General features: G+C 67.6%; 19 protein-coding genes. 2 read left to right on the forward strand and 17 right to left on the reverse strand.

Annotated elements, in window-relative coordinates; genetic code table 11:
- Nucleotides 1-4 precede the first annotated feature (4 nt).
- The 15 genes from H7U20_RS20190 to H7U20_RS20260 all read right to left on the reverse strand — a co-directional run bounded on the left by H7U20_RS20190 (nt 5) and on the right by H7U20_RS20260 (nt 20,169).
- Nucleotides 5-1,423, reverse strand: coding sequence for an MATE family efflux transporter (locus H7U20_RS20190; RefSeq protein WP_199760931.1), 1,419 nt, complete (start codon nt 1,421-1,423; stop codon nt 5-7).
- Nucleotides 1,420-2,454, reverse strand: coding sequence for a cysteine synthase family protein (locus H7U20_RS20195; protein ID WP_199760932.1), 1,035 nt, complete (start codon nt 2,452-2,454; stop codon nt 1,420-1,422). Before H7U20_RS20195 ends, H7U20_RS20190 begins: the two co-directional genes overlap by 4 nt.
- A 36-nt stretch (nt 2,455-2,490) precedes the next feature.
- Nucleotides 2,491-4,008, reverse strand: coding sequence for an alanine racemase (locus H7U20_RS20200; protein WP_199760933.1), 1,518 nt, complete (start codon nt 4,006-4,008; stop codon nt 2,491-2,493).
- Nucleotides 4,009-4,033: 25 nt separating this feature from the next.
- Nucleotides 4,034-5,035, reverse strand: a complete 1,002-nt coding sequence (locus tag H7U20_RS20205; protein WP_199760934.1) for an ornithine cyclodeaminase family protein — start codon at nt 5,033-5,035, stop codon at nt 4,034-4,036.
- A 53-nt stretch (nt 5,036-5,088) separates the two neighbouring features.
- Entirely contained in the window at nt 5,089-6,147 is a 1,059-nt protein-coding gene (locus tag H7U20_RS20210; RefSeq protein ID WP_199760935.1) for a Fe(II)-2OG oxygenase family protein, read from the reverse strand.
- 73 nt (nt 6,148-6,220) lie between these two features.
- On the reverse strand, nt 6,221-8,356 hold the full coding sequence (locus H7U20_RS20215) for a TonB-dependent siderophore receptor (protein ID WP_199760936.1): 2,136 nt from the start codon (nt 8,354-8,356) through the stop codon (nt 6,221-6,223).
- Nucleotides 8,357-8,522: 166 nt separating this feature from the next.
- Nucleotides 8,523-9,251, reverse strand: coding sequence for a hypothetical protein (locus H7U20_RS20220; RefSeq protein WP_199760937.1), 729 nt, complete (start codon nt 9,249-9,251; stop codon nt 8,523-8,525).
- A gap of 605 nt (nt 9,252-9,856) precedes the next feature.
- Nucleotides 9,857-10,660, reverse strand: a complete 804-nt coding sequence (locus H7U20_RS20225) for a phosphate/phosphite/phosphonate ABC transporter substrate-binding protein (RefSeq protein WP_199760938.1) — start codon at nt 10,658-10,660, stop codon at nt 9,857-9,859.
- A 4-nt stretch (nt 10,661-10,664) separates the two neighbouring features.
- Nucleotides 10,665-11,639: a fatty acid desaturase gene (locus H7U20_RS20230; RefSeq protein ID WP_199760939.1), complete on the reverse strand. Its 975-nt coding sequence runs from the start codon at nt 11,637-11,639 to the stop codon at nt 10,665-10,667.
- A gap of 42 nt (nt 11,640-11,681) precedes the next feature.
- Nucleotides 11,682-13,196: an HAL/PAL/TAL family ammonia-lyase gene (locus H7U20_RS20235; protein WP_199760940.1), complete on the reverse strand. Its 1,515-nt coding sequence runs from the start codon at nt 13,194-13,196 to the stop codon at nt 11,682-11,684.
- 260 nt (nt 13,197-13,456) lie between these two features.
- Complete coding sequence (locus H7U20_RS20240) at nt 13,457-14,209, reverse strand: ABC transporter permease (protein ID WP_199760941.1); 753 nt, start codon at nt 14,207-14,209, stop codon at nt 13,457-13,459.
- Nucleotides 14,206-15,171 (reverse strand): ABC transporter ATP-binding protein, encoded by a 966-nt coding sequence (locus H7U20_RS20245; protein ID WP_199760942.1) that lies wholly within the window; start codon nt 15,169-15,171, stop codon nt 14,206-14,208. The genes H7U20_RS20240 and H7U20_RS20245 overlap by 4 nt, the downstream gene beginning before the upstream one ends.
- On the reverse strand, nt 15,168-16,601 hold the full coding sequence (locus H7U20_RS20250) for an ABC transporter permease (protein ID WP_199760943.1): 1,434 nt from the start codon (nt 16,599-16,601) through the stop codon (nt 15,168-15,170). The genes H7U20_RS20245 and H7U20_RS20250 overlap by 4 nt, the downstream gene beginning before the upstream one ends.
- 14 nt (nt 16,602-16,615) lie before the next feature.
- A complete protein-coding gene (locus tag H7U20_RS20255; RefSeq protein WP_199760944.1) occupies nt 16,616-17,587 on the reverse strand; it encodes a glycine betaine ABC transporter substrate-binding protein in 972 nt (323 codons plus the stop codon).
- Between the two features lie 173 nt (nt 17,588-17,760).
- Nucleotides 17,761-20,169, reverse strand: coding sequence for a TonB-dependent receptor (locus H7U20_RS20260; RefSeq protein WP_199760945.1), 2,409 nt, complete (start codon nt 20,167-20,169; stop codon nt 17,761-17,763).
- Between the two features lie 530 nt (nt 20,170-20,699).
- Here H7U20_RS20260 and H7U20_RS20265 point away from each other — a divergent pair.
- Nucleotides 20,700-22,334 (forward strand): methyl-accepting chemotaxis protein, encoded by a 1,635-nt coding sequence (locus H7U20_RS20265; RefSeq protein WP_370593204.1) that lies wholly within the window; start codon nt 20,700-20,702, stop codon nt 22,332-22,334.
- A gap of 95 nt (nt 22,335-22,429) precedes the next feature.
- Here H7U20_RS20265 and H7U20_RS20270 read toward each other — a convergent pair whose 3' ends face one another.
- Entirely contained in the window at nt 22,430-23,827 is a 1,398-nt protein-coding gene (locus H7U20_RS20270; protein WP_304621727.1) for an amino acid permease, read from the reverse strand.
- Nucleotides 23,828-23,993: 166 nt separating this feature from the next.
- Between H7U20_RS20270 and H7U20_RS20275 the strand changes: the two genes are divergently transcribed.
- Nucleotides 23,994-24,440, forward strand: a complete 447-nt coding sequence (locus tag H7U20_RS20275; RefSeq protein ID WP_199760947.1) for a hypothetical protein — start codon at nt 23,994-23,996, stop codon at nt 24,438-24,440.
- Here H7U20_RS20275 and H7U20_RS20280 read toward each other — a convergent pair.
- Entirely contained in the window at nt 24,362-26,764 is a 2,403-nt protein-coding gene (locus tag H7U20_RS20280; RefSeq protein ID WP_233410933.1) for a S53 family peptidase, read from the reverse strand. The genes H7U20_RS20275 and H7U20_RS20280 overlap by 79 nt on opposite strands.
- Nucleotides 26,765-26,889 lie beyond the last annotated feature (125 nt).

Genomic DNA, 26,889 nt, shown 5'->3' on the forward strand with positions numbered 1-26,889 from the left:
GTGCTCATGGCGCCAGCACCATCTTGCCCTCGCCGTCCCGCGCCAGGCGTTGGCGCATCAGGCGCTCGAAGCGCAGCAGCAGCTGGCCGGCGGTCGCCACCAACCCCAGCGTCAATCCGATCCACACGCCGCCGGCGCCCCAGCCGAAATGCCGTCCCAACAGCCAGGCGGTGGGCAAACCCACACCCCAGTAGCCGATCAAGGTCATCCACAGCGAACTGCCGGTCTCGCCGGCGCCGCGCAAAATACCGATGCCGATGTTCTGCGCGCAGTCGAAGAACTGCAGCACGGCCGCGATGGTCAGCAGTTGCGCCGCCAGCGCCATGGCCTCGGCGCTGACACCGACGCCCTGCCCGAGGAACAGGCCGAGGATGGTTGTCGGCACGGCGCAATACACCACGCCGATCAGCGCCATGCAGGCCAGCCCCATCGCCAGCCCGGTGTGGCCGTAGCGGCGCGCGCTGTGCACGTCGCCCTGCGCCCATACCTTGCTGATGCTGATCGAAGCGGCGTGCGACAGGCCGACCGAGATCATGAAGACGATGTACACCAGCTGGTTCACCACCGTGTGCGCGGCCAGCGCGTCGGCGCTGACGGCGCCAACCAACAGCAACACCACGGCGAAGAATCCGGCCTCCGAACCGTAGGTGGCGGCCACCGGCCAGCCCATCTTCCAGCAGCGCAGCAAGGCGCCCCTGTCGCTACGCCACCAGCGCAGCGACAGGCAGCGCGCCAGCAGCGGATCGCGCCGCACCACCAGCAGGAACACCGCCAGCGAACAGCCCTGCACCAGCGTGGACGACCAGGCAATGCCGGCCAAACCCAGCGCCGGCAGGCCGAAGGCGCCGTACATCAGCACCAGGTTCAGCCCCGCGCTGAGCGCCACCGAGCCGATGGTAATGGCCAGCAGCGGGCCGGGCCGGCGCAGGCCGACCGTGAAGTTGCGCACCACTTGGAACCACAGCAGCGGCAGGATGCCCGGCGCGGCGGCGGCCAGATAGGCGGTGGCCTTGGCCACGACCACCGCGTCCTGCCCCAGCCACAGCAGCAGCGGGCCGGCGCCCAGCATCAGGCCGCAGAACAGCAGGCCGGCCAGGGTGGCGATGGCGAAGCTGGCGCGCACCATGGCGCGGATCTCCGCCTCGGCCTCGCTGCCGGCGGCGGCAAGGCCGCCGGCGCCGGCGCGCGCGCTGGCCGCCGCGACCAGATTGCCGGTCGGCGTCACCAGCCCGACACCCATGGTGCGCAGCAGATTGAACACGGCCAGCGCCAGCCCGCCGGCGGCGATGTCCAGCGGACCGAGCAAGCCCATCATCAGAATGCCCACGGTGGACAAGGCCACTTGGGCGAACTGGGTCAGGATCAGCGGCCCGGCCAGCGCGGCGATGTGGCCGCCATCCAGCCGCCATTGCGCCACTGTCATGGATGCGCGACCATCTGCGCGATCAGCTGGTCCAGCTCCGGCCCGACGCTCAAGTCGATCAGGTCGCGCTCGGCCATCCATTCGTCGTTGAAGACCGTGTCGAGATACTTCTCGCCGCCGTCGCAGATCAGCACGACGAAGGTGCTGCCCGGTGGCGCCGTCTCGATCCGTTTCAGCGCCTGGTAGACCACGCCGCCGCCCGAGCCGCCCACCAGCAGCGAGTACTTGCGCGCCAGGTAGCGCGCCGTGTTGAAGGCCTGTTTGTCGGACACCTTCAAACCCTCGTCGAGCAGCGCATAGTCGACCAGCGCGCCGATCTCGGCGCCCTCCGGCGTGCCGGTGCCCGACTGGTAGTAGGGGCCGCCCGGGCCGCCGAAGGCGATCGAACCGACCGGCTCGACGCCGACCACGCGCATCTGCGGCAGCTTGGGCTTGAGCACGCGCGCCGTGCCGAACAGCGAACCGCCGGTGCCGACCGCGCCGATCAGGTGGGTGATGTCGTCGCCCAGCGCGTCCGTCAGCTCGTCGGCCACGTAGCGGTAGGCGTTGCCGTTGGCCGGATTGTTGTGCTGCTCGGTCCAGTAGGCGCCCTGCTCGGCGGCGATCTTCTCCGCCAGCGCCTCGCGGTCGGCGGTGGCCAGATCGTCGCCGCCGTCCTCGTTGACGTAAATGAGCTCGGCGCCGAAGGCCTGCATGGCGCGGATCTTGTCCTTGGCGGCGTGGTGGTCGACCACGGCGGTGAAGCGGTAGCCGCGTTCGGCCGCCAGCAGCGCCAGGCCCATGCCGGTGTTGCCCGAGGTCGATTCGATGACCCAGCCGCCGGGTTTCAGCAGGCCCTGTTCCTCGGCCTCGTCGAGCATCTGCCGCGCCATGCGGATCTTGGCGCTGCCGGTCGGGTTCCATTGTTCCAGCTTGAGCAGGATGCGGCTGCCGAAGCGCGTGCGCAGCAGTTCCAGCAACGGCGTGTTGCCGATCAGGGCGGAGACGCTGGTGGCAACCGGCGCGGCGTGCTGCAGGGGATGACGGTCCATATCGAATTCCTTCAAAGAGTGAGATTGCGAGTGTGATTACGCGCCGCCGATGGCGCCGCGATGACTGTCCAGACGCCAGCGCGGCGCCCCCTGCGCGAGCGTCACCACCACCTTGGGCGGCAGCGGCAGGTCGTGGAAGGGCGACTCGTTCGAGTCCATCTGGTAGCCGGCCGTGTTCAAGTACAGCAGCACGTCGCCGACCTCGGGTCGGCGCGGCAAGCGCACCTTGCGCCAGGTGAGCATGTCCGAATCGAGGCAGCTGGCGCCACCGACACAGGCGGCATAGCCTGCATCGGCATCGGCATCGGCAACAGCGCCGGCAGCGGCGGCAGCGGCGGCGGCAGCAGCAGCAGCAGCAGCAGCAGCAGCAGCGTCACCGGCCGGCGCGACGCCCAGCAATTGCGGGTCTGGCAGGAATTCACTGTTGAACCATTGTTCGGACAGGCTGAAGCTGGTGCCGCCGACGGTCAGGATGCCGTAGCCATCGCCGAAGCGATCCTTCACGCCTTGCACCTGGAAGGCGCTGAAGCCGGCCTGGTCGAGCAGCGCCCGGCCCGGCTCCAGCAGCAGGCGAATGCCGTGCCGGCGCAAACGCTGCGCCAGCGTGCTGCACGCCCCTGCCCCTGCCCCGTCATCGTTGCCGTCGCCGCCATCGCCATCCTTCGCCGGCACGCTGGCGAGGATCTGCGCCAGCATCGCCGCGCCATGGCTGGCCGAGTGGTAGGGATAGAACTCGGCGAAGGCCTTGCCGGCGTGGTAGTGCGCCGGCCGCTGCCGCTCCAGAAAGGCTTGCCAGTCGGCCTGCGCCACATACGGCACGGCGAAGCCGCCGCCGATATTCACGCTGCGGCAGTCTTCCAGCCCGCGCCGCCTGGCCTCGATGCACGCGTCTATCATCTGCTCGGCGCCGGCCGCGCGCGCCTGCGGCGAATAGCCGGACAGGTGGAAGGCGTAACCCTCCAGCGTCACGTGCGCGCGCTGCGCCAGGCACAGCTCCAGCGCCTGCTCGCCCTCCTCCGCCGTCATGCCGAAGCGGCTGTTGGGCTGCTCCTGCGGCCGGCGCCGCAGCAGCAGCCGGCCATGGCAGCCGGTTTCGGTCGCCAACCCAGCGAAGCGGCGCAGCTCGTCGAGACTATCGATCGCCACCAGGCAGCCCTGCCGCAGCGCCAGGCGCAGCAACTCGGGATGCTTGGCCGGACCGGTGATGCCGATGTGGCGACCGGCCACACCCGAGCCGAGCGCCTGCTCGACCTCCTGCACGCTGGCGGCGTCGACCCCAATACCCAGTTCAGCGCAGCGCTCGACGAAGCAGCGCGCCTTGTTGGCTTTTTTGGCGAACAGGATAAAACCATCGACGCCGGCCTCGTCCAGCGTCTGCTGGAAGCGCCGCACCGTGGCGTCGAACACCTCCGGCAGCACCACGTGCAAGGTCGAGCCGAGGCCGTGCACCAACTCGGCGATCAGGCCGCCGCGCGCACCGATCAACTGCGCCACCAGCGGGTGCGCCAGCGCCGGCAAACGGGGCAGCTCGCGCAGCGCGTCATGTGCGGCCATGTTTTCTATGCGTCCCATCGCCGCCTCACCAGAGTTGAACCACATGACCCAGACCCTGGGCGCGGGCGCGCTCGGCGAACAGGCGGCCCAGCGCGATGTCGGTGATGACCATGCCGCTGTTGTAGGCGAACACGCGGCCACGCCCGTCGGCGCTGCGGCCCGGCTGCTTGCCGGCCAAAATATCCGGCAGCTCGGCGTCCACCTCGGGCAGCTCGCCGCGCTCGTCGGCCATGTCGACGCCGGTCACCCGCATCTGCTCGGCGCTGGTGGCGATGCGGTAGTCGGCCCGGTGCAGCAGCTCGGCGTGCAGGCCGTAGCCGACCAGGATGGTCAGCGCGTCCGGCTTGAGCCAGTCGGCGCGCACCAGGGCCGGCGAATGCGGCCCCGCCGCGCCGATGACGATGTCGGCGACCCGCGCCGCTGCCGCCAGATCGGTCGACACCTCGACCTGCCGGCCTGGATGGAAGCGGCGCATATTCGCCAACACGGCGGCGACGCCCTCGGCGTGGTGGCCGTGGACGATCAGCCGCGTCAGCTGCGGCATCGCCTCGACCAGGAAGGGCAAGGCGGTCTGGCCCTGGGTGCCGCAGCCGACCACCAGCGCGGTGCGCGCCTCGGCCGGCGCGCAGACGCGGGCGATCAGCGCCGAGGCGGCCGGCGTGCGCAGCGCGCCCACCAGGCTGCAATCCATCAGCGCGATGGGCAGGCCGGTGCTGTCGTCGTACAGCAGCAGCGAGGTGTAGTACTTCTGCGTCGCCTTGTCGTGGTCGGCGTCGAACTTGTACGAGGTCTTGATGGCGACGGTGTCGCGCTCGCCGTCGCGGCCGAGCATGGCGTAGGCCACCGAGCGCTCGTCGGCCGGCTTGGTGGTCAGCTTGCGCGGGTTGGCCGACAGGCCGGCGGCGAAGGCCTTGTAGGCGCCTTCGACGCTGCGCAGCACCTCGGCCAGCGAGTAATCGACAGCCGCCAGGTCCTGCTTGCTCAACACGCGCAAGCCGCCGCCGTCATGGGTGACTATGGAATGCATGGACAATCTCCGTTCAATGTGATGGTGTAATCGTGTGTGTAGCCGGGCGCCGCCTAGACGATGTGGCGGCCCAGCGCGCTCTCGCGGTAGGGCAAGGAGGCGCGCAGGCTCAACGTGACGTTGACGCGGCGCAGCCAGCGGTGGCGCGGGCCGTAGTTGGGTTGATAAATCGAGCGGCCGTGGACGGCGCGCTTGTTATCGATCCACAGCATGTCGCCCGGCTCCATGACCACGCCGAGCTTTTTGGCGTCGAACTCGCGCAGCAGCCAGTCGAAGGCCTGCGCCGCCTCCTCGTCGCCGTCGGCGGCGCGCATGAAGGCCTCGTCGACCTGGATGAAGGGCTTGTCGCGCGCGCCCGACAAGGCCGGCACCGGCCGTGGATCGGAGTGCATGCGCTGAATATGTTCGAAGGCGTGGTCGTCCAGGCGCCAATGGGCGCTGACGTTCTGGTCCGGCAGGTGCGACTTGTCCGGCAGGATGAGGAAGCGCGGCGCCGACAGGATGCGCCACTTGTCGTCCGGGATGTGCAGGTTGCCGATGTAGGACAGGATGGTCTCGGCCTGTTCCTCGTTGCGGTAGCACAGGATGGCCAGGAAGTCGCTGCGGAACTCGTGGAAGGCCTCCTCGTTGTGCCACACCAGCGTGGTGCTGCTGCTGCCGCCGAGCTGCTCGTTGCGCTCCTTCGGAATCGGCACGATGTGGCGCAGGAAGCGGCCGTTCTCCTGCGTGCGCCAACCGAAAATATCGCCCAGCGCCGCCGCCAGCAGGCACTGCGTGACCTCCTCGCGCAAGGTCGGCGGATTGCGCCACGGCGCGTCCCAGTGGCTCGGCGAGGGGCCGATGCGCTCGTCGTCGACCGGCACGCCGCGCAGCAGCACGGCGCCGCAGGCCAGGTGCAGGTACTTGAAACGGTGCGCCAACTCGCGCAGGCGGCGCGGCAGCTGCTGCGCCGCCAGGCTGCAGGCGTCGGCGAATTCCGCCGTCTCGACGCTGCCGAAGCTCTGCGTCAGCTCATCGACCAGGGTCTTGAGCTCGGCCAGCTCGGGCGCCGTCAAGCGGTGGGTGTAGAGGGCGGATACATCGCTGCCGCCCAGGGGACTTGCCTGTGCCATCTATCATCTCCTGAATTAAACAAGTGAACAAGATCGCTGGCACCGGGGCTGGCTATGTAGGTGAAACTGTTGGCTACAATTCGAACTGCGCCGAGGCGGCGATGCTGCGCGGTTTGCCGGGATAGACGCTGGCGAAGGTCGCCGCGTTCCAGTAACGCCGGTCGGCCAGGTTCTCCACGTTCAGCCGCAAGGTGGCGCGGCGGCCGCCTATCCAGGCCTGGTAGCGCAGGCCGAGATCGACGCGGGCGTAACCGGGCAGATCGACCGAGTTGACGCTGTCGAGCGGCCGCGCGGCGACGAAATAGGCGCCGCCGTTGAGGAACAGGCCGTCCAGCACGGCGACGCGGTAGTCGGCAAACACGCTGGCCTGACGCCGTGGCACGTTGGGCGCCCGCTTGCCGCTGGTGAGCGGGTCGCCGGTGGCCACTTGCGCGCTGTCGAGCAGGGCCAGGCCGGCCACCAGCGACAGGTGCTTGCTCAGCTGGCCGTTGGCGCTGAACTCCACACCACGGTGCCGCTGCCGGCCGTCCTGCACATACACCTTGTGGCTGTTGAGGTACTCCAGTCCCTTCTCCACCTCGAACAAGGCGGCGCCGAGCAGCAAGCCGTCCAGCACTTCGGCCTTGACGCCCAGTTCCACCTGGCGGCTCTTGATCGGCTCCATCGCCACTCCCGCGTTGGCGGCGTTGAACGGCGCCACGCCGCCCTGCTCCAGTCCCTGCGAGTAGCTGGCGTAGGCCGTCACGCGCCGGTCCGGCTTGTACATCAAGCCGGCGCTGGGCACGCTGGAGTTCTGCTGGTAGACCGTGCCGGCCTGGCCCGGCTTGGTGAACTCGTTGGTATAGCGGATGAAGCGCAGGCCGACGATGGCCTGCCACGACGAGTTCAAGGTCAGCAAATCGCTGACGAACAGCGAAGTCTGGCGGTTCTCGGTCAGGTTCTTCGGCGGCGCCGGCGGCAGCACCGGCCGCGCGCTATAGACCGGATGGAAGATGTTCCCGACCGTGTCGGGCAAGACGATGAAGCCGCCGTCGCGCGCCGAATAGTCGCGCGCGGACAAGCCGGCGACCAGCTCGTGGCGCAGCGGCCCGCTGGCGAAACCGCCCGAAACGAAGACCTGGCCCGACGTCGCCTTGAACTGCTGGTCCGGCGAGATATACAAGTCGCCGCTGAGCACATCGCCGTTGGCACGCACCGAATACACGTCCGGGAAGGCCGCCAGCCGCGTGTTCTGCGAGCGGTTCAGCTGCGCCGTCAACGACCAGTTGTCGTTCAAGGCATAGTCGAAACGGCCGCCGATATTGCTGGTGCGCGTCTCGTACTGCAACCAGGGTTGGCCCAGCAGGACCCGGCCGTCGACCAAGGGCGGCAGCTGGCCGTTGGCCTGCGGTCCGATCAAGGGTTGCGCCGCGACCTCCTTCTGTTGGTAGTCGACGTCCAGCCGCAGCAAGGCCTGCTGGCTCGGCTTCCAATCGAAGGCGGCGCTGGCGAAGCTACGCGACAGGTCGTCGCTGTGGTGGAAATCGCCCACCTTCTCGCGCGCCAGATTGACCCGATAACCGACCGCGCTGTCGTCGCCGAATTTGCCGCCGGCGTCGAGGTGGGCATAACGGCCCTGATGGTTGCGCAGCTCGCCGCCCAGGCTGACGAAAGACTTCGCGGTCGGCCGCTTGAGCACATAGTTGACCGTGCCGCCGGGCGAGTTGTAACCGTAGAGGAAGCCGGACGGCCCCTTCAGCACGTCGATATGTTCGACGTTCTCCAGCGGCACATCCTGGTAAGGCGCCAGGCTCAGGCCGTCGCGGCGCATGGTGTTGGCCCAGTCGACCGCGAAGCCACGGATGCTGATATGGTCGAAGGCGCCGCCCAGCGAAGCGTTCTGCACCGAGGCGTCGTTTTTCAGCACGTCGTTGAGGGTGCGCGCGCCCTGGTTCTCGATCAGCGCCGACGAATACGACTGGATCGACAGCGGCACGTCGAGCGCATCCTTGGAGCCGAGCGCCCCCAGGTTCACGTCGCGCACTTCGTACAGCGGTTTGCGGCCGCCGACCACCACCACGCGCGCCTGCGCCGCCTCGACGGCCGTCTGGCCACCGCCATTCGCGGCAGCATTGCCCTGCCCGTCAACCTGTTCCGCCCAAGCGCCCGAGGCTGCGCCGAAGCCGCAAGCCAAGGCAATGGCGGTCGGCGCCAAATTTGTTCTGTTCAACACACAACCCCTATCTCAACAAGCTATTAATAATTGAAACATTACCATTTGATTCATTTATAGTATCACGAATGATAACGATTCGCATTTAATAATTGAGATAGGTCAAAATAATTCTTGGACGCTCCAAGGGCGGCGCCGGCCTGATCGGCAGGCATGTCTCCTCCTATTTTAAAAAACCCAAATTCCTCAAGAGATCCTCGGCCAGCGAGGTGATGCATTGCTTCTTCCCACCCATCCATGCCAGCAAGGTATTCCCGACGCCTATCATGTTTAGAAACTTCCAATCACCCGCCCCAAGCTCGGTGACCGCCTGCAGCATCGCGTCGATGGCCGCGTAACAGCCGCTGATCGCCTTGGCGCTAGCGAATCCGGCCTCGGCGATCCACTCGATGGCATAGAGATTCTCGGCTCCATTAATGGTATTTTTGTAGCTAATGACTATCTTGCTTTGGTCGACGAGTTTCTTCATGGGGACCGAAAGTTCCTCGTATTTGAAGCGTACATCCTTCCCTCGGGTTATTGGTTTTGCGCTCGCGCTCATGGCCAACTGTGCGAGGATGGCCTGTCTTTCCGCCGCTTTTACAACCGCAACCCAGGGTAGCGTGCCGCTGGCAGCGGGCGCCTCGGGCGCTGCGTCTGCGGCAAATGCATAGCTGCCGCAACGACACGCCGTTTCAGGCCAGCCGATGGAGGTGAAGCTTTGCATGCATTTTGTGCAGTGGAACCAAGTGGCCTGTGCCGGTGTCTTCACCTCCTCTGATGCGCGCTGGATTAGCTGCCTCATGCCTGGTCCCAGGGCGCGCGGCGCGACTGCGGTGGCCAGCTTCGCTTGCAGGGTCGGCGATGCGGCGGGCGCAGCCTTGAAACCTTGCATGGAGAGCTTGCGGGCCATTGCGTTCGCGCGGTAGACCGGCGGTGTTGTGGGCATGCCGCGGGGTGTAGGGACGGCGGACAACTTGGCCTGAATTGGCGCGCGCTGGGCAAGCCGAAAAACCGCCGGCACCTTCGGCTGCAATGGGGCCCGGATCGATGAAGCCGGCAATGCATTGACCGCTGCCGCGACAACACGCGGTGCAAGCGCAGCTTTTCGTTGTGCGGCGGGATTGAGCGTTTGCCCCGTGGCCCAAGCTGTGGCCGGCACCGATGGACCGGGACGTGGCCGGAAAACTGGCGGAACGAGAGCGGCGGTTCGCTGAACAGCCGGCTGCACGGCCCGCGACGGCTGCCCCAGTCGTGCCGCGACGGTTGAGATAGGCGGCTTCGTAGGCAGTGACTTCATTTGTCGTCCTCGCGTGTTCGATTGGCGCTAAACTAATGTCGTTATTAAATGCATTGTATGCAACACCCCGGCGAATTAACGTATTGGCAATTTCATGAATTGGATGGCCTCGGGTCGGGCGCCAATTGATTTCCAGCATCCAGTCAATAGTACACCGGCACGATAGGCAACCGGCAGATCCACGACTCTTGACTGCCAACGTACCTCCTTCGCTCAGCTCAAGCCAATTCCGCATAGCCCCTGGCCCTGGCCTCCGCCGCCAGCGCTTCGATCCGCGCATAATCCACCGCGCCGAGCTGCTCGAAGCCGGTGATCGACAGCGAGCTGAGGATTTCCGCCATCCTGCGCTGCGGCCTCAGCAAGGCCTCGCGCAGCAACCGCACCAACTCCTCCGGCACGGCGGCGCCGGCGATCATCGGCAGGCCCGGCGCGGCGGCCGAATACTGCAACACGGCCAAGCCCGCCAGGCTGTCCGGCTGGGTCTGCTGCAAGTAGCCGAAGCTCACGCAATCGATGGCGGCGATGTCGGCCGCGCCCTCGCGCAGCAGCGCCAGGCTGGCGACGTGGCTGCCGCTCCAGCGCACCTGGCGGAAGAACCTGCCCTGCTCGGCCAGCGGCGCCACCGCGTGGCGCAGCACGTTCATGCCGCTGTTCGAGCCGACGTCGTTGGCAACGGCGACCTGCCCGCGCGCCTCGGCCAGCGTGCCGATGCCGCCGCCCTTGCGCACCACGATCACGCTGGAATAGTCGCTGCCGGCGCAACCGGCGAAGGCGTAGCATGGCGTGGCGAGCAATTGCACCCGCTCGCGCAACAGGCTCACATAGGGATAGCCGCAAGTCTGGCTGAACAGCAGGTCCGGCCGTTGCCACAGGGCTGGCAGGGACGGCTCGCGCAACAGCTCGACCTCGCCGCGCCAGCCGGCGGCGCGCAGCAGGTCGAGCAACGCTTCCAGCAAGGCCTCGTAACCATCGCTGAGCTCGGTGGAAAGGTTGTACATCGGCAGGGAAATTTTCCAGCTCATCGCACTAGCCCGGCATGTGGGGGTGGACCGGCGCATCGACCGGGCGGAAACCGAAGCGCCGCACCAGCTCGCCATAACCGCGCACATGGAAGCCGCCGCTGCGGGCCAGGTAGGCGTCGCGCCGCGCCTTGTAAATGCGCGGCATCAAGTACCAGGGCAGCGACGGCAGGTCGTGGTGCACCAGATGCAAGTTGTTGTTCAAGAACAGCAACCGGAACAAGGGCTCCGCCTCGTTCAGCACGATGCGCTGCTTGTGCTCCTCGGCCGGCCGGTGCTCATAATAGGAACGGATCATGGTCAGCGATTGCGCCGGATAGGAAATCGCCAGCACATAGTACAGCGGCGACATGCCGAAAGACTCGTTGAGCCACCACAACATGATGCCCAGCATGGCGAAGTGGCCCAACCACATCGGCACATGTTTCCAGTCGCCCTGCCAAGGCTGGCGCAGCGCCTCGCCCCAGGCGCCGACGATGGTGATCGCCGGGCCGACCAGCATGCGGCCGCAGAAGGTTTTGTTGAACCAGTGCAGCGTGCGCAGCGGCTTGCCCATATCCGCCCAGCGCGCCGGCGACACATAGTAACTTTCCGTGTCGAGCGCCGGCATGGTCAGATGGAAATCGTTGTGGTGGCGCAGATGGCTGTCGCGGTACAGGCGGTAGGGATACCAGATCGCCAACGGCGCCAGGCCGAACAGGCGGTTCAGCCACGGCCAGCGCGTCGGGTGGCCGTGGATCAGCTCGTGTTGCAGCGACATATACCAGGCGCACCACCAGATCATCAACAGGGTCGCGCTGAGCGGACCGATCTGTTGCCAGTAAGCCAGTGTGGCAAACCAGCCGCCGTAGATCAGCGCCATCAAGGCCCAGGTCGGCCACTCGCCGATCCACAGCGGACGTTGCCGTTCCTGGGCGACTTGCAGCCTTTGCTCCTCGTCGATGTATTCCGATGCCTGCCTCTTCAACAATGCTGCTTGCATACCGGCCTTTCCTGGCTGATGGTGAAAATGTTCAAAACGGTGTTACAGCGCGAAGCCGAGCAGCGCTTCGACGCGGGCGATGCCCTCCTCGCCTTGAATCAATTGCGTGGCCGACTCGATGTCCGGTGCCAGAATACGGTCGCCGACGTACACCGCGACCTGCTCGCGCAGCACGCCCAGCGCCGCCCGCGTCGCCGGCGCCAGCGACTCGACCGGATAGAACTCCAAGGCCTGGCCGGCCGCCAGCAGTTCCAGCGCCAGCACCCGTTCGACGTTCTCGATCACCTGCAAGGTCTTCAACGCGGCCGGCGTGGCCAGGCTCAGATGGTCCTCTTGCAGCGCCGAGGTGACGTAGTTGTCCACCACCATCGGCTGCGACAGCACCTTGTTCTCGGCCACCAGCGAGGCGGCGACGTATTGCACGATCATCAGGCCGGAGTTGAGGCCGCTACCCTCGACCAAAAACGGCGGCAGCCCGCTGACCAACGGATTCACCAGCCGGTCGATGCGCCGCTCGGCCACACCGCCCAGCTCGGCCAGCGCGATGGTCAGCAGATCGGCGGCGAAGGCCATCGACTGGCCATGCGGATTGGCCTGCGACACCACCCGGTAATCCTCCGGCGTGCCCAGCACGATCGGATTGTCGGTGGCCGAGGCCAGCTCGATGTTGACCTGCGCCGCCACATGGGCGATCTGGTCGCGGCTGGCGCCATGGATGTGCGGAATCGCCCGCAGGCTCAGCGCGTCCTGCGTGCGCAGTCCCTGCGCGCCGCGCAGCAAGGCACTGCCGGCCAACAACGCGCGCAGATTGCGCCCCACCCGCTGCGCGCCGGCGTGCGGTTTGAGCGCCAACACCTCGGCGTCGAAGGCCACCGTCTGGCCTTGCAACGCCTCGAAGCTCATCGCGCCGACGATGTCGGCCCACTTCTGCAAACGCGCCGCCCGGCTCAGCGCCACGCACAAGACGCCGGTCATGCACGGCGTGCCGTTGACCAGGCTCAGGCCGTCCTTGGCGCCCAAGGTCAGCGTCGGCAGGCCGGCCCGCGCCAGGGCCACCGGCGCCGCCAGCGTCTCGCCCTGCACGCGTACCCGCCACAGGCCGACCAGCGGCAGGCCGATGTGCGCCATGTGCGTCAGGTAGCCGACCGAGCCGCGCGCCGGCACCAGCGGCACGATGCCGTGGTTGAGCAGGTCCACCAGGCCGTCGACCAGCGCCGGACTGATGCCCGACTTGCCGTGCGCATAATTGGCGACCTGGGCGCAGATGATCGCCCGCACCAGCTCGTCCGCCATCGGCGCGCCGACGCCGCAGGCATGGCTCTTGAGCGTGTTCAGCGACAACTCGGGCAGCGACTCCGGTGCCAGCAACTGCTCGCTCAGCGCGCCCAGCCCGGTGTTGATGCCGTAGGCGCGCACCCGGTCGGCCACCACCCGCTCGACCACCCGGCGCGCCGCCAGCAGGCGTTGGCGCGCCAGCGGCCCCAGCGACAACGTCGCGCCATGCGCCACGCAGACCACCTGGCGCCAATCCAACACCACATCATCCAGCTCAACCATGCTCGCCCTCGTGTCCTGTTCCCGTGTCGAACACTCGCGTCCAACACCCGTGCCCGCACCCTCTTCCCGCCCGCACCCTTGCCATATAAACACTTCAGAAACCGCCAACTTGTCGTTCCCGCGCAGGCGGGAACCTATGCCGAACCAATCGGCATGCGGGGCATGGCTTCCCGCCCGCGCGGCGATCCGCCGATGCAAAATGACGGATGTCGAGACTCCCATATGCCGTCCCGCCCGCCCACCAACTGCTTGCCGCGCGCCTAGCGCCAAGGCGTCAAGCGACGCTCCAGCAGCCGCATCGAATAATCGCTAACGATGGCCAACAGCGCCACCGCGACAGCGCCCTCCATCACCTGCGCCGCGTTGTTGACGGCCAAGCCGGAAATGATCGGCGTGCCCAGGCTGACGCCGCCCACCATCGGCGCCAGCGATGCCGTGGCGACCAGCAACAGCAAACTGCCGCGCACGCCCGCCAAGATGGCCGGCAGCGCCAATGGAATCTCGACGGCGAACAAGCGCCGCAGCGGCCCCATGCCCAGACCCTCGGCGGCCCGCTTGAGCTCGCCGTCCACCTGGTCCAGGCCGGTCAGGGTGCCTTGCACCGTCGCCATCAAACCGTAGGTGAACAGCGCGAAGGCGATGGCCTCGGAGCCGAAGCCGAAGATCGGCGTGGCCAGAAACAGCACGGCGACCGGCGGCAAGGTCTGCCCCAGCGTCACCGTGTTGGACAGCAGCGGCAGCAAGACCCGGCCCCGGCTGCGCGTGGCCCAGACGGCCAGCGGCACGCCGAGCAACAGCACGCCGGCCATCGCCGTGGCGACGATCAGCAGATGGCTGCAGGCCGCCTCAAGCAAGCTGATCCGTTCAAACAGCACCGCCTGGCCCGGCGCGGCCAGGGGTTCCAGCGCCGCGCGCCACCACGACTCGCGGCTGAACAGCAGCCACAGCGCCGGCCAAGCCAGCAGGCCCGGCGCGAAGCCCGGCGCGAAGCGCGATTTGCGCGGCTTACTCATGGCGTCAAGGCAAAGTCTGCCAACACCAGATGGCCAACCGCCTCGCCGGCGCCGTCGACCACCACCAGTTCCGCCTGACCGCCCAGCAACTTGCTCAGCGCGGCGCGCGCGCTGGTGTGCAGCGCCACCCGCTCGGCGCCGGCCGCTCCGGCCGCCAACGCGCCGCCGACACGGCCGCCGGCGCCGGTGCCGGCGCGGCGCATGAAGTCGGCCACGCTGTGCCGCGCCAGCCGCTTGAGTTCCGGCTCCTGGCCGATGAACAGTGCGGCGAAGGCGTCGGCCGGCTGGCGCAGCAAGACGTCCGGCTCGGCGTACTGCACCACCGCGCCGTCGCGCATCAGGCAGATCTTGTCGCCGAGACGGATCGCCTCGTCGATGTCGTGGGTGACGAAAACGATGGTCTTGCGCACGTCGCGCTGGATGCGCAGCAACTCGTCCTGCAACTGCTCGCGGCTGATCGGATCGAGCGCGCTGAACGGCTCGTCCATCAGCAGCACGGCCGGGTCGGCCGCCAGGGCGCGGGCGATGCCGACGCGCTGCTGCTGTCCGCCGGACAACTCCTTCGGATAACGCGCGCCGTAACGCTGCGGCTCCAGTTGCACCAGCGCCAGCACCTCGTCGGCGCGGCGCAAACGCCTGGCCTTGTCCCAGCCCAGCAACTGCGGCACCACGGCGACGTTCTCGCGCACCGTCAAATGCGGAAACAGGCCGCCGCTCTGGATCACATAGCCGATCGAGCGGCGCAGCAGTACCGGATCGAGGTCCAGCGCGTCCTTGCCGCCGATCAAAATCTGCCCGGCGCTCGGTTCGACCATGCGGTTCACCACCCGCAGCAAGGTGGACTTGCCGCAACCCGAAGGCCCGATCAGCACCACCAGCTTGCCCTGCTCGATGTTCAGGTCGGCACGGTTCAGCGCGACCACGCCGTCGTAGCGCTTGTCGATGTGTTTCAATTCGATCATGCCCGCACTCCTTGCGGCAGCCAGACCCAGGCCAACAGGCGGGTCAAGGCGTCGGCGCCGACGCTGAGGGCGACCACCGGCAACGATCCCAGCAACACCAGATCGGCCACCGACTGCTCGGTGCCGCGCAGCAGGAAGTAGCCGAGGCCGCCGGCGTTGACCAGCACCGCCACCGTCGTCAGTCCGATCAGCAACAACAAGGCGGCGCGCAGACCCTGGATGAAAAACGGCGCGGCCAAGGGCAGCTCGACGCGCCAGAAAATCTGCCGCGCGCTCATGCCCATGCCCTTGGCGGCCTCAAGAATGGCGGCCGGCACGCTCTTCAGGCCGGTATGCGTCTGCAGCACCACCGGCCAGATGCCATACAGCACCAGCGCGACGATGGCCGGCGCGCTGCCAAGTCCGCGCACGCCCAGCGTGGCCAGCGGCGACGACCATTGCGCATCGGCCCAGGCGGCGGCGCCGTTGGCCAGCAATTGGTCGAGCAACTGATACAGCGACACGCCCAACACCGGCAGCAACAACAGCAGACCGAGCGCCAGCGCCACGCCATGCACCAGCGCCAGCACGGGCGAGGTCCGGCGCCGCAACAGCCAGCGGCCGGCGACGGCGAACAGCAGCAGCCCGGCGCCGAAAGCCAGCACGCCGCCGAGCGTCAAGCAGCGGCCATAGGCGGACAACAAGGGCAGCAACAGGCCGAACAAGGCGATCGACGGTATGGTTTGCAGGAAGCCGGTGACGCCCAGCAACAGGTTTTCATAGGCCGGCCGGCGCGCCGCCAACTGGCCGATGGCGGCGCCGGCCAGCAGGGCAAACGGCAGCGCGGCCAGCACCAGCAACAGGTGGCGGACCAATTCCTGCTGAAAAACGGCGGCGACCTCGCGGTATTCGAGCACGATGCCAAGATGTTGAAATGGCGCCAAGCAAGCCAGAGCGGCCAACGCCAGCACGGGCAGCGGCAACAATTGCGGCGCCTCGGCGTAGAGGGCGAAGCCGGCCACATACAGCGCGGCGACGCCGCTCCAGGCGCCGGCGGCGATGCCGACGCGGGCGAATTCATTGTCGGCGGTCAGGCCGGCCGCGCCAAAACTCAGCGCGGCAAAACCGGCCGCCGCCGCGACGCTGAGCGCCACTGCCAGGGGCAGCGCGCGCCTGCGGCCGGGCGCCAGCAGCGCGCCGCCGGCCAACGCCAGCCAAGCGGCCGCCACCAGCCAGCCCCAGCCGCCCCAGCCGCTCCAGCCGCCCGTCAGCGCGAACAGGCCGAAGGCGTCGCCATCCGCCACTACCCGGTTCTGCCGCAGCACGACGAAGGGCCATTGCAGAGAAAGCAAGCCGAGCAAGGCGGCCAGCAGCGCGACGATGTTGGGACGCGCCGGCCATCCTGTCGCCTTCACGCCGACCTTGCGCAGCAATGGCAAAACAAGCGGCAAACCCGGCGCCGTGCTCATTTCAGAAAACCCTTCTCCCGCAGATACTGCTCGGCCACCTTGGCGCCGGACTGGCCGCCCACCACGATCCTGGCGTTCAGACGCGACAATGTGGCTGTATCGAGCGTAGCAAAAATCGGCGCGACGATGGTGCCGATGGCCGGGTATTTTTTCAGGGCATCACTCCGCACCGTCAACACCGGCTGGTAGACCTCGACCGCCGCGCGCGGATCGCTCAGCGCCAGCAGGCCCAGCGCGGCCAGTTGGCCGTCGGTGCCGTAGGCCATCGCCACGTTGGCGCCGCTGGTGCCCTGCGCCGCCGCCGTTTCCGTCTGGGCGGTATTGCCGCCCGGCAGAATGATCAGCTGCGTCGGTTTCAGCTTGAAAGCATAGGCCGCCTCGAAGGCTTTCAGGCCGTCGTCGCGGTCGACGAACTCCTGGCTGGCCACCAGCTTGACGGGCTTGCCGGCGTTGACGTGGCGGGCCAGGTCGGCCAGCGAGACCAGTCCTTCGGCCGCCGCCAGCTTTTTCGGCACCGCCAGCGCGTAGCTGACGTTGGCCGGCGCCGGCTTCAGCCAAACGATTTGATGTTGTTCCAGGTCGGCCTTGGCGCCGGCGGCGTAGGCCTTGGCGGCGTCCTTGAAGGTGCCGGCCGGAAACTTGACGTTCTTGATCAGGTAGGGAGCGTTGCCGGTGTATTCGGGATACAGGTCGATCTCGCCCTCCAGCAAGGCCTTGCGCACCACTTGGGTGGCGCCGGTGCCGCAACGCTCGTTGACCTTGATGCCCTTGGCCTCCAGCGCCAGCCGCACCAGCGGGCACAACAGCGAACCCTCGGTGTCGATCTTCGAGCCGATGGTGATGCCGGCCGAGGCCGGCGCCGGCGCCGCCAGGGCCGTGAGGGGCAGGCCGAATTGCAGCGCCACCAACAGGCCGAAGGTGGCCAGGCGCGGCCGGACGGCGCTTGCCGCCTCGCGCGCCGCCGGCACACCGGCAAGACCCCGAGACGTAACCCTGGGGTGGGGGGGCNGGTCGGACCCCGAGGGGTCCGACCCCGGCTGTTGTACTTGGGTTTGGCCAAAAATTTCCATATCACTCTCCAGAAAGAAGCGGCCGCATCAACGCGGCCGCCGCATATTTCGGCCTGCGCCAAGCTACTGAGTTAAAACCGCGCCTTCAGCCGCAGGCCGACGGTGCGCGGACGGGCCATGAACAGGGTGTCGCCCGGTTGGATGGCGATGCCGTTGGTGGTCACGTCGTTGACCTTGTTGCCGTTGGTCAGGTTGCTGCCGAACAGGCCCAGTTCATAGCCGCGCGTCTTGTAGGTCACCGTCGCGTTGACGGTGTTGGACGACGGTATCTCCGAATAAGCGCCCTGCTCCTTGGCGAAGTTGGTGTAGGCGTTGCCACGGTAGGCATAGCTGGCGGAGACGCCAATTTCGTCCGTATCGAACACCGGAACCGCATAGCTGAGCGTCGCGCTGGCGGCGAAATGCGGCGCGTACGGCGTGCGGCTGCCGGCCGGAATGTTCTGTGCGGCGATGCCGGTCAGCACGGTGTTCTTGGCGTAGGCGTTGTTGTAGGAAGCGTTCAGGCCGACCGAAGCGCGCCGCGTCAGCTTGAACGCCGTTTCCAGTTCGATGCCCTGGCTGCGCACCTTGCCGGCGTTCTGCGTGAAGTAGTAGGTGCACGGCAGCTTGTTGAACACCTGCACGTCGCTCCACTCGATCAGGTAGGCGTTGACGTTGAAAGTCATGCGGTGGTCGAGCAAGGTGTTCTTCGAGCCGACCTCGTAGTTCCACAGGCTGTCCGGGGCGAAGGTCGACGGCGCGTTGACGCCGCAGAAGTTGAACGGCACCGGCTGGTTGTTGCCGCCGTAGCGGAAGCCCTTGCCGACGGCGGCGTACAGCAGGTGGTCGGCGTCGACATGGTAGGCGGCGGCGAAGCGCGGGTTGGCGCCCCGCGCCGTGGCGCTGCTGCGGCTTTCCTCCGGCACGCCGACCGGCACCGCCGGGCTGGCGCCGACCAGGTTGCCGAACAGGCCGGTGAAGCGCAGGTCGAAGTCCTGCGTGCCACGGAACAGGCGCAGTCCGGCGGTCAGGTCGAGCTTGTCCCACAGCGTGTAGGTGGCCTCGGCGAACAGCGCCGCCTGGCGCGACTTGGAGTTTTGCAGGCCGGAGAAAAAATCGTCCGGGCCGAAGGCCAGGTCGTTGGTCTGCGAGTTGTAGCCCGGGAAATTGTGCGTGGCGGCGAAGCGCGCGTCGAAGCCGGTGGTCGGCTCGTCCTGGCGCGTCTTGCGCTTGCCGCTTTCGAAGAAGGCGCCGGCGGTCCACTTGAGCGGCCCGGCATCCTTCGAATTCAGACGGAACTCCTGGGCGAAGTCGGTCACCGCGTTGCCGATGGTGTAGGCGGCCTGCATCAGCGGCGCCTTGCCGCCGAAGATGAAGGCGGTGGCCGGATACTGCGCCGAGGTCAGGTACAGGGTGTCGCGGTGCAGGTAGGAGGTCGACGACACCAGCTGGGCGCGGCCCAGGTCGTAGCTCAGCGCCAGGTTGTACAGTTGCAGATTGTCGTTGCTCTTCTGCGGCAACAGGGCGATGGTGGTGAACGGCGCCAGCCCGGCGTATGCGTCGTTGACGCCGCCCTTGACGTTGGAGGCGGTCACGCTGGCGTCGATCAGCAGCTCGGCCGAGGCGCGCAGGCGCAGCGCGGCGCGACCCTGGTTGGTCGAGACGGCGTTGGTGGTGTCGCCCGTCAGCGCGTTCTTGATATAGCCGGAATCGTTGCCGGTGTAGCCGGTCAGGCGCAGGCCCAGCACGTCGTTCTTCAGCGGGATGTTGACCATGCCGCGCAGATTGTGGTTGTTGCCGCCGAAGCCGGAGGTGCGCGAACCGACCGCCTCGACCGAGCCGAACAGGTCGTTGGTGTCCGGCTTCTGCGTGATCTGGCGCACCGCGCCGGCCATCGCGCCGGCGCCGAACAGCGTGCCCTGCGGCCCTTGCAACACCTCGACGCGCTCCAGGTCCAAGACCTTCAAATCGGGATTGCCCGACTTCAGCGTCACCGGCATGTCGTCGACATACACCGCCACCAGCGACGAATCCTGGATTTCCGACGGCACGATGCCGCGCACCACCAGGCCGCGCATGGTGATGTTGTTGACGCCCGGCGCCTGCTCCTGCACGCTCATGGCCGGCACCAGGCTGGCGATGTCCTTCAGGTTGCCCAGGCCGAACTTGGCCAGGCTCTCCGGCTTCAACACGGTGACGGCGGCCGGCACGTTCTGCACGTCGACCGCGTTGACGGCGCGCGTGGCGGTCACTTCGATGCGCTCGATCTTCTCCGAACTGCCGCCGCCGCTCAGGCGCGCCGCGGCGCGGGCCGCTTCGGCGCCCTGCTGCGCCGGCGCGGACGCCTGCTGCTGCGGCGCCTGCGCCTGCGCCTGTGCTTGCGTCTGTGCCTGTGCCTGTGCCTGTGCCTGTGCCTGTGCCTGTGCCTGTGCCTGCGACGTGGCGATCACGCCGAGCGACAACACGGCCAAGGCGCCATGGCCAATCAAATGCTTACCCATCTGTATTCCCTCAAATATTATTGTCGTATTTTTATTGCGCATGTGTCGCGCCGGCATTGTATGCGGCCTGGGACAGCCCCGGCAACGGCATTGCTGACAGGGGCGGAGTGCGCGGCAAACGAGGCTTCGGGTAGCTCATCACCACGAAAAAAGTATATACAAGCATGCAAGCCATGCCCACGAAGATAATCGCGCTTGTTTATGTGAAATTTGCTGGGCGCCCATGGCACGGCCCGGCTTGGCGGCGCGTCCTTGACAGCGCGGAATGCTTGTGTTTCCGGCCATGCCAAGGGTGTCGCAAGTTGGTCTCAGCGCAGCAGCTTCACATTGACAACTCGCTCACAGCGGGACAGAATCAGCAACACACAAAAGTTTTTTTCCATCGGCAACACTGCGCCCCGCCCGGTTTTTTCCGCGTCCCGATTCGGCGCCCGCAGTCCCTGGTCACCCGCCAGCCTACCCCGCCGGGGCCGCGAACCCGCCCCTTGCACCGCCATGATATAGCAGCACATCACCGCAAGGAGAGCACTGTGAAAGTATCGAACTGGAACATCGGCACCCGCCTCGGCCTCGGCTTCGGCGTCGTGCTGCTACTGCTGCTGGCCGTCACCGTGCTGGGCATCACCCGCATGGCCCAGGTGCAGGCGCGGCTCGACGAGATCGCCAACGTCAACAATCCCGAGGGTGCGCTGGCCGTCGCCATGCTGGCCACGGTGACCGACCGCGCCATCGCCATCCGCAACCTGGCCCTGCTGAGCGAGATGAAGGACATGCAGCCGGAGGCCGAGCGCATCCGCCGCAACGAGCAGAAATACGCCGCCGCCGAAGCCAAGCTGAACAAGATGTTCACCGAGCTGTCCGGCACCAGCGAGCGCGAGCGCGCCATGATGCCCAAGATCAAGGCGGCCGAGGCGGCGGTGCTGCCGGTGATGGCCAAGGCGGCGGCGCTGGGCCTGGCCAACAAGGCCGACGAGGCGACCGTCGTGCTGATGAAGGAGCTGCGCCCGTTGCAACAACAATGGCTGGCCCTGCTCAACGAGCTGAACGAACTGGAAGCCAAGCTCAACACCGAGGCCGGCGCCGACGCCGCCAGCGCCTACGCCAGCGCCCGCATGATGATGTTGCTGCTGTCGGCCTGCGCCATCGCCATGGGCGTGCTGATCGCCTGGCTGGCGACGCGCTCGATCACCGCGCCGATGCAGCAGGCCGTGCGCATGGCGCAGACCGTCGCCGCCGGCGACTTGACCGGCAGCATCGTGGTCACCACCAGCGACGAGACCGGCCAGCTGTTGCAAGCGTTGCAGGACATGAACACGCGGCTGCAGGACATCGTCGGCCAGGTGCGCGCCGGCACCGACACCATCGCCACCGCGTCGAGCCAGATCGCCACCGGCAATATGGACCTGTCGCAGCGCACCGAGCGCCAGGCCAGCTCGCTCGAGGAGACCGCCTCGTCGATGGAGGAGTTGACCTCGACCGTCAAACAGAACGCCGACAACGCCCGCCAGGCCAACCAGCTGGCCGTCTCGGCCTCCGACGTGGCCGGCAAGGGCGGCAGCGTGGTGGCCCAGGTGGTCGACACCATGGATTCGATCAACGCCTCGTCGAAAAAGATCGTCGACATCATCAGCGTGATCGACGGCATCGCCTTCCAGACCAACATCCTGGCGCTCAACGCGGCGGTGGAAGCGGCGCGCGCCGGCGAGCAGGGCCGCGGCTTCGCCGTGGTGGCCTCCGAGGTGCGCAACCTGGCGCAGCGCTCGGCCGCCGCCGCCAAGGAGATCAAGGCGTTGATCGGCGACTCGGTGGAAAAGGTCGACGTCGGCAGCCGCCTGGTCGGCCAGGCCGGCGCCACCATGGGCGAGATCGTCGCCAGCATCCGCCGGGTCACCGACATCATGGGCGAGATCACCTCCGCCAGCCACGAGCAGGAGGTCGGCATCGACCAGATCAACCAGGCGGTGGCCGAAATGGACACCGTCACCCAGCAGAACGCCGCCCTGGTCGAACAGGCGGCGGCCGCCGCCTCGGCCTTGCAGGAGCAGGCCGCCGGACTGGCCGAGGTGGTCGGCGTCTTCAAGCTCGACCGGGCGCACCAACCGCCGCCGCTGGCCGCGCCGCAGCGGGCGCGGACCCGGCCGGGACAGTTGGCGCTGCCGCGCTAGCCGGCGGCGAGGCCGTAAAAACAAAACAGCCCCTGAAAAACCAGGGGCTGTTTTGTGTGGCCGGCGCGCGCGGCGGGTATGCGCCCGCTACGCCCTTATGGCTGGGGGTGCAGCTTGGAATTGCGCCGCGAGTAGCCGAAGTAGATGGCCAGGCCGATCAACAACCAGACGCCGAAGGCGATCCAGGTGGTGCGGCTGAGGAAGGTCATCAACGCCAGGCAGAACACCACGGCCAGCGCCGGCACCACCGGCACGCCGGGGCAGCGGAAGGCGCGGTGCAGGTCCGGGCGGCGCTTGCGCAGCACCACCACGGCGACCGACACCAGGCAGAAGGCGGCCAACGTGCCGATGTTGATCAGCTCGGCCAGCACGCCGAGCGGCACCACGGCGGCGATCAGGCCGAAGACGATGCCGACCACCCAGGTGGCGAAGAACGGCGTGCCGAACTTGGGGTGCACGGTCGACAGCTTGGCCGGCAGCAGGCCGTCGCGCGACATGGCGAAGATCACCCGCGTCTGGCCGTAAGCCATCACCAGGATCACCGTGGTCATGCCGAGGATGGCGCCGAGGTCGACGAAGCCGGCGAACCAGCCCTCGTTGGCGTACTGCAGGGCCAGCGAGACCGGATGGTCGATGCCGGCAAACTTCTGGAACGGCACGATGCCGGTCATGATCGCCGACACCAGCACGTACAAAATGGTGCAGACGGCCAGCGAACCGATGATGCCGATCGGCAGGTCGCGCTCGGGCCGCTTGACCTCCTCCGCCGCCGACGTCACGGCGTCGAAGCCGATGAAGGCGAAGAACACCAGCGCGGCCGCGCTCATCACGCCGTTCATGCCGAAGGGCATGAACGGTTTCCAGTTGGCCGGCTCGACGTGGCCGGCGCCGACCACGATGAACAGGATCACCACGGCGATCTTGATCGCCACCATGATGCCGTTCATGCGGGCCGACTCGCGCACGCCCCAGGACAGCATGGCCGTCAGGAACAGCATGATCAGCAGCGCCGGCAGGTTGAACAGGGTGTCGACGCCGGGCACGGAACCGGGCGCGGCGGTCAAGGCCACCGGCAGGTGGATGCCGAAGCCGGCGATCAGCGACTGGAAGTAGCCGGACCAGCCGACCGACACGGCCGAGGTCGCCAGGCCGTATTCGAGCAGCAAGTCCCAGCCTATCATCCAAGCCACCAGCTCACCCATGGTGGCGTAGGTGTAGGTGTAGATGGAGCCGGCCACCGGCACGGTCGAGGCGAACTCGGCGTAGCACAAGGCGGCGAAGGCGCAGGCCAGCGCGGCGATGACGAAGGACAAGGTCAACGCCGGTCCGGCGGTCAGCGCGCCGGTGCCGGTCAGCACGAAAATGCCGGTGCCGACGATGGCGCCGACCCCCATCAGGACCAGGTCCAACGGTCCCAACACTTTTTTCAAGCCGCCGCTGGCGCGGCCCTGCGCCAACATGGCGTCCAGATTCTTCGTTCGGAAAAGGCTCAAGTTACTGTCTCCTGCTATGTTTTAGATTGTTGTGGTGTATTCGCTACCGCCGCCGCGCCACCGGCGCGCAGGATACGGACCCGCAGTCTACACCGTTTCCCCCTCGGTCCGACAGTACTAGTGTCCTTTAGAACAACAATTCACCGCGCGCAACAGCATTGTGGTATTGAGCGGCACCTTCCGCCGTTTCGGCGACGAGGGCCGGGAGCGCTATCCGGCCGCCTCCGAACGGCTGCGCGCCCTGTTGCAGGGGCGTTGCGGTGTCAGGATGGTAGCGGGCGATATGCGCCGCAGCGCGCTGTACGACGACAGCGGCGTGATTGAAGTGCCGAGCTCCGCCCGGGCGGGCGAGGGCCAAGTATCTGCCTGGCCGCCAAGGGCCTGGTGTCTGCCTGGCGGGCAAGGGCCTGGTGTTTGGCGCGGCACGCCCACCGTCATTCCCGCGCAGGCGGGAATCCATGCCGCGCATGCGTTCCCGCCCGCCCTGCGCTCCGCCGATACGGAACAAGAAACTCGGGCTTGCGCCAAATCCCCTCAGCGCGCCGACACCGTGACCGGCACCAGCAACTGCGCGCTGCCACCGGCCGAATCGGTCACCAGCACTTTCAACTGATAACTGCCGGCCACGGGAGAATTCCAATAAGCCGTGATGTTCAGGCCGTTCGACTGGAACATCATGCCCATCGGCGCGTTGGAGATCGACACGGAAATCGAGCTGACCCCCGGGTCCGAAATGGCGATCAAACCGCTCATGCCGCGCCCCGCCACCCCGCTCATCGGCGCCGCCGTGATGACCGGGCCGCCGGCCGTGATCTTCACCGTGTACACGGCCTGGCCGCTCAAACCGGTCTTGCTGTCCTTCGCCACCACGGTGACGGCGTAGGTGCCGGCCAAGGGCTTGCTCCAGCTGACCTCGCCCGCCGCGCTGATCACCATGCCGGCCGGCGCGCCGCTCAAGGCATAGCTCACCGGGTTGGCCTTGCTGACCGCGACGGAAAACGACAGCGCGACACCGACCTTGCCGCTGATCGTCGACGCGCTCAGCACCGGCGCCGTCAACGGCGCGATGACCACGGTGTACACGCCCTGCCCTTTCAAACCGGTCTTGCTGTCGGTCGCGCTCACCGTGACGGCGTAACTGCCGGCCACCGGCAGTGCCCAGGCGACGGCGCCGGCGCTGCTGATGCCCATGCCCGCAGGCGCGCCGCTCAACGCGTAGCTGAGCGGGTTGGCCGCAGTGCTGGAGACGGTGAACGACAGCGGCGTGCCGACCTTGCCGCCGATGCTGGCCGAGGCCACCAGCGGCGCCGTGGCCACGCTCAGCCCGGACAGGGTGGACAACAAACTGCCCGCGTTGGGCGTGCCCAGGCCGGTCAACTGGTCGTAGCCGGCCTTGGCGGTGCAGGCGGCGCAACTGCCGTCGCTGCCTTTGACGATGTCGGCGAAGGCGCCGGCATAGTTGCCCGGCACGCTGGCGATCTGGCCGTACAGCACGGCGTGCGGCGCGCCCAGCGCCGCCTTGCCGTTCAAGGCGCGGCCGGCGTTGGCGACGGCGATCAGGCCGGCCCATTGCGGCGTCGACAGGCTGGTGCCGCCGGCGCTGATCCAATTGACGGCCGCGCTGCCGGGCGTCAGCACGGCGACGTACTGGCCGGAGGCCGGGTCGGCGTTGAAGGCGACGTCGGCCACGGTGCGGCGCAAGGGCGTGCCCAGGCCGGGCACCAGGTTGGTTTGATAGCTCGGCGTCGCCGTGAACTGGCTGACGCCGCCGCCGGTGCCGGACCAGGCCACCTCGGCGCGCGCGCCCGAACCGCTATAACTGAGCGTGGTGCCGCCGACCGCCAGCACGCGCGGCGACACCGCCGGCCAGGACACGCCGGCGCCGGAGTCGCCGGTCGCCGCCAGATACGTCATGTTGGCGGCCGAAAAGGTGCTGTCGGCCGCCATCGCGCCGCTGCTTTCCGGGCCGCCGAAACTCATCGAGACGATGCCCGGCCCCATCGCGTTGGCCAGTTTGACCGCGCCGAGCAAATTCGTGTAGCTGGCGTCGGCCGCCTCGATCAGCACGATGCGCGCCAGCGGCGCCGTGGCGTGGGCCCATTGCACGTCGAGCGTGATCTCGGTGGCCCAGCCGGAGTCGTAGGCCGGCGCCGTGCCGGTCATGCCGCCGGCGGCGCTGCTGTAGACCACCGACAGTTCGCAGGCGTTGGCCGAGGCGGCCGCCAGCGGCAGGCCGGCGTTGGCGGCGATGGCCTTGTTGGCGCAGGTCGGCAGGCCGAATTTCTGGTTGAACGCGGCCAGTTCGGCGGCGACGTTGGGGTCGTGCTTGGCGTCGACGATGTAGATGGTCTGGCCGGCGCCGAGCTGGGCCGCCTGGGCCGGCGTCAGCGCGCTGCCGACGGCCGGCAGGGCCGGCAGGCCATAGGCGGCGCGGATCTGCGCCGGGTTGTAGGTCGAGACGACGCTGCTGGTCGCCATCGGCGCGGCGGCCGCCTCCGACACCGGGCCGCGCACGGCCTCCGACAGCGGGTTGCGCATGGCCTCGGCATGGCGTCCGCGCAAGGCCTGCACGGTCAGGCCGCGCGACGACAGGCGGCGGAACTCGGCCGGCATGGTCTGGGCGTGCACGGCGTCGCCCGGGGCGGCGTCGGCGGCGTCCTGCGGCGCGTCCAACAACACGGCGGCGGCGTGGAACAGGGGCAGCGCCAACTGTTGCGCCTCCTGCGCCGGCAGTGTGCCGGTGTCGAGTTCTACGATGGTGGTGCCGCTGGCCAGCAGCGCGGCCTGCGGCTGGTTCGCCGGCGCGTTGTCGACGCCGCCACAGGCGCTCAACACGGCGGCGGCGCACAGTGTCAAGGCCGCGCCGAACGGGCCGCCGCAAGCCGAGCGGCCAAGCCTGGAAAATATTGTCGTCCTGGCGAATGTGCTGTGCTTCATCGTCGTCCCCGATTGTCCGTGCCAGCTGGCGATTTTTTGCAATCGACGCCGACCCCAAGCTGGCGGCCGCACGCCGATACCCGGACACAAATATCAATGTTGCGCAAACAGCAGCAAGCACACAA

The organism is Rugamonas violacea (assembly GCF_016461825.1).
Classification (GTDB): Bacteria; Pseudomonadota; Gammaproteobacteria; order Burkholderiales; family Burkholderiaceae_D; genus Rugamonas.

Excerpts from the sequence above, each read along its gene's own strand:
- H7U20_RS20260 (WP_199760945.1), bottom strand. The coding sequence starts at position 20,169 with ATGGGTAAGCATTTGATTGGCCATGGCGCCTTGGCCGTGTTGTCGCTC.
- H7U20_RS20220 (WP_199760937.1), bottom strand. The coding sequence starts at position 9,251 with ATGGCCCGCAAGCTCTCCATGCAAGGTTTCAAGGCTGCGCCCGCCGCA.
- H7U20_RS20245 (WP_199760942.1), bottom strand. The coding sequence starts at position 15,171 with ATGATCGAATTGAAACACATCGACAAGCGCTACGACGGCGTGGTCGCG.
- H7U20_RS20230 (WP_199760939.1), bottom strand. The coding sequence starts at position 11,639 with ATGCAAGCAGCATTGTTGAAGAGGCAGGCATCGGAATACATCGACGAG.
- H7U20_RS20195 (WP_199760932.1), bottom strand. The coding sequence starts at position 2,454 with ATGGACCGTCATCCCCTGCAGCACGCCGCGCCGGTTGCCACCAGCGTC.
- H7U20_RS20190 (WP_199760931.1), bottom strand. The coding sequence starts at position 1,423 with ATGACAGTGGCGCAATGGCGGCTGGATGGCGGCCACATCGCCGCGCTG.
- H7U20_RS20235 (WP_199760940.1), bottom strand. The coding sequence starts at position 13,196 with ATGGTTGAGCTGGATGATGTGGTGTTGGATTGGCGCCAGGTGGTCTGC.
- H7U20_RS20210 (WP_199760935.1), bottom strand. The coding sequence starts at position 6,147 with ATGGCACAGGCAAGTCCCCTGGGCGGCAGCGATGTATCCGCCCTCTAC.
- H7U20_RS20205 (WP_199760934.1), bottom strand. The coding sequence starts at position 5,035 with ATGCATTCCATAGTCACCCATGACGGCGGCGGCTTGCGCGTGTTGAGC.
- H7U20_RS20240 (WP_199760941.1), bottom strand. The coding sequence starts at position 14,209 with ATGAGTAAGCCGCGCAAATCGCGCTTCGCGCCGGGCTTCGCGCCGGGC.
- H7U20_RS20280 (WP_233410933.1), bottom strand. The coding sequence starts at position 26,764 with ATGAAGCACAGCACATTCGCCAGGACGACAATATTTTCCAGGCTTGGC.
- H7U20_RS20225 (WP_199760938.1), bottom strand. The coding sequence starts at position 10,660 with ATGAGCTGGAAAATTTCCCTGCCGATGTACAACCTTTCCACCGAGCTC.
- H7U20_RS20200 (WP_199760933.1), bottom strand. The coding sequence starts at position 4,008 with ATGGCCGCACATGACGCGCTGCGCGAGCTGCCCCGTTTGCCGGCGCTG.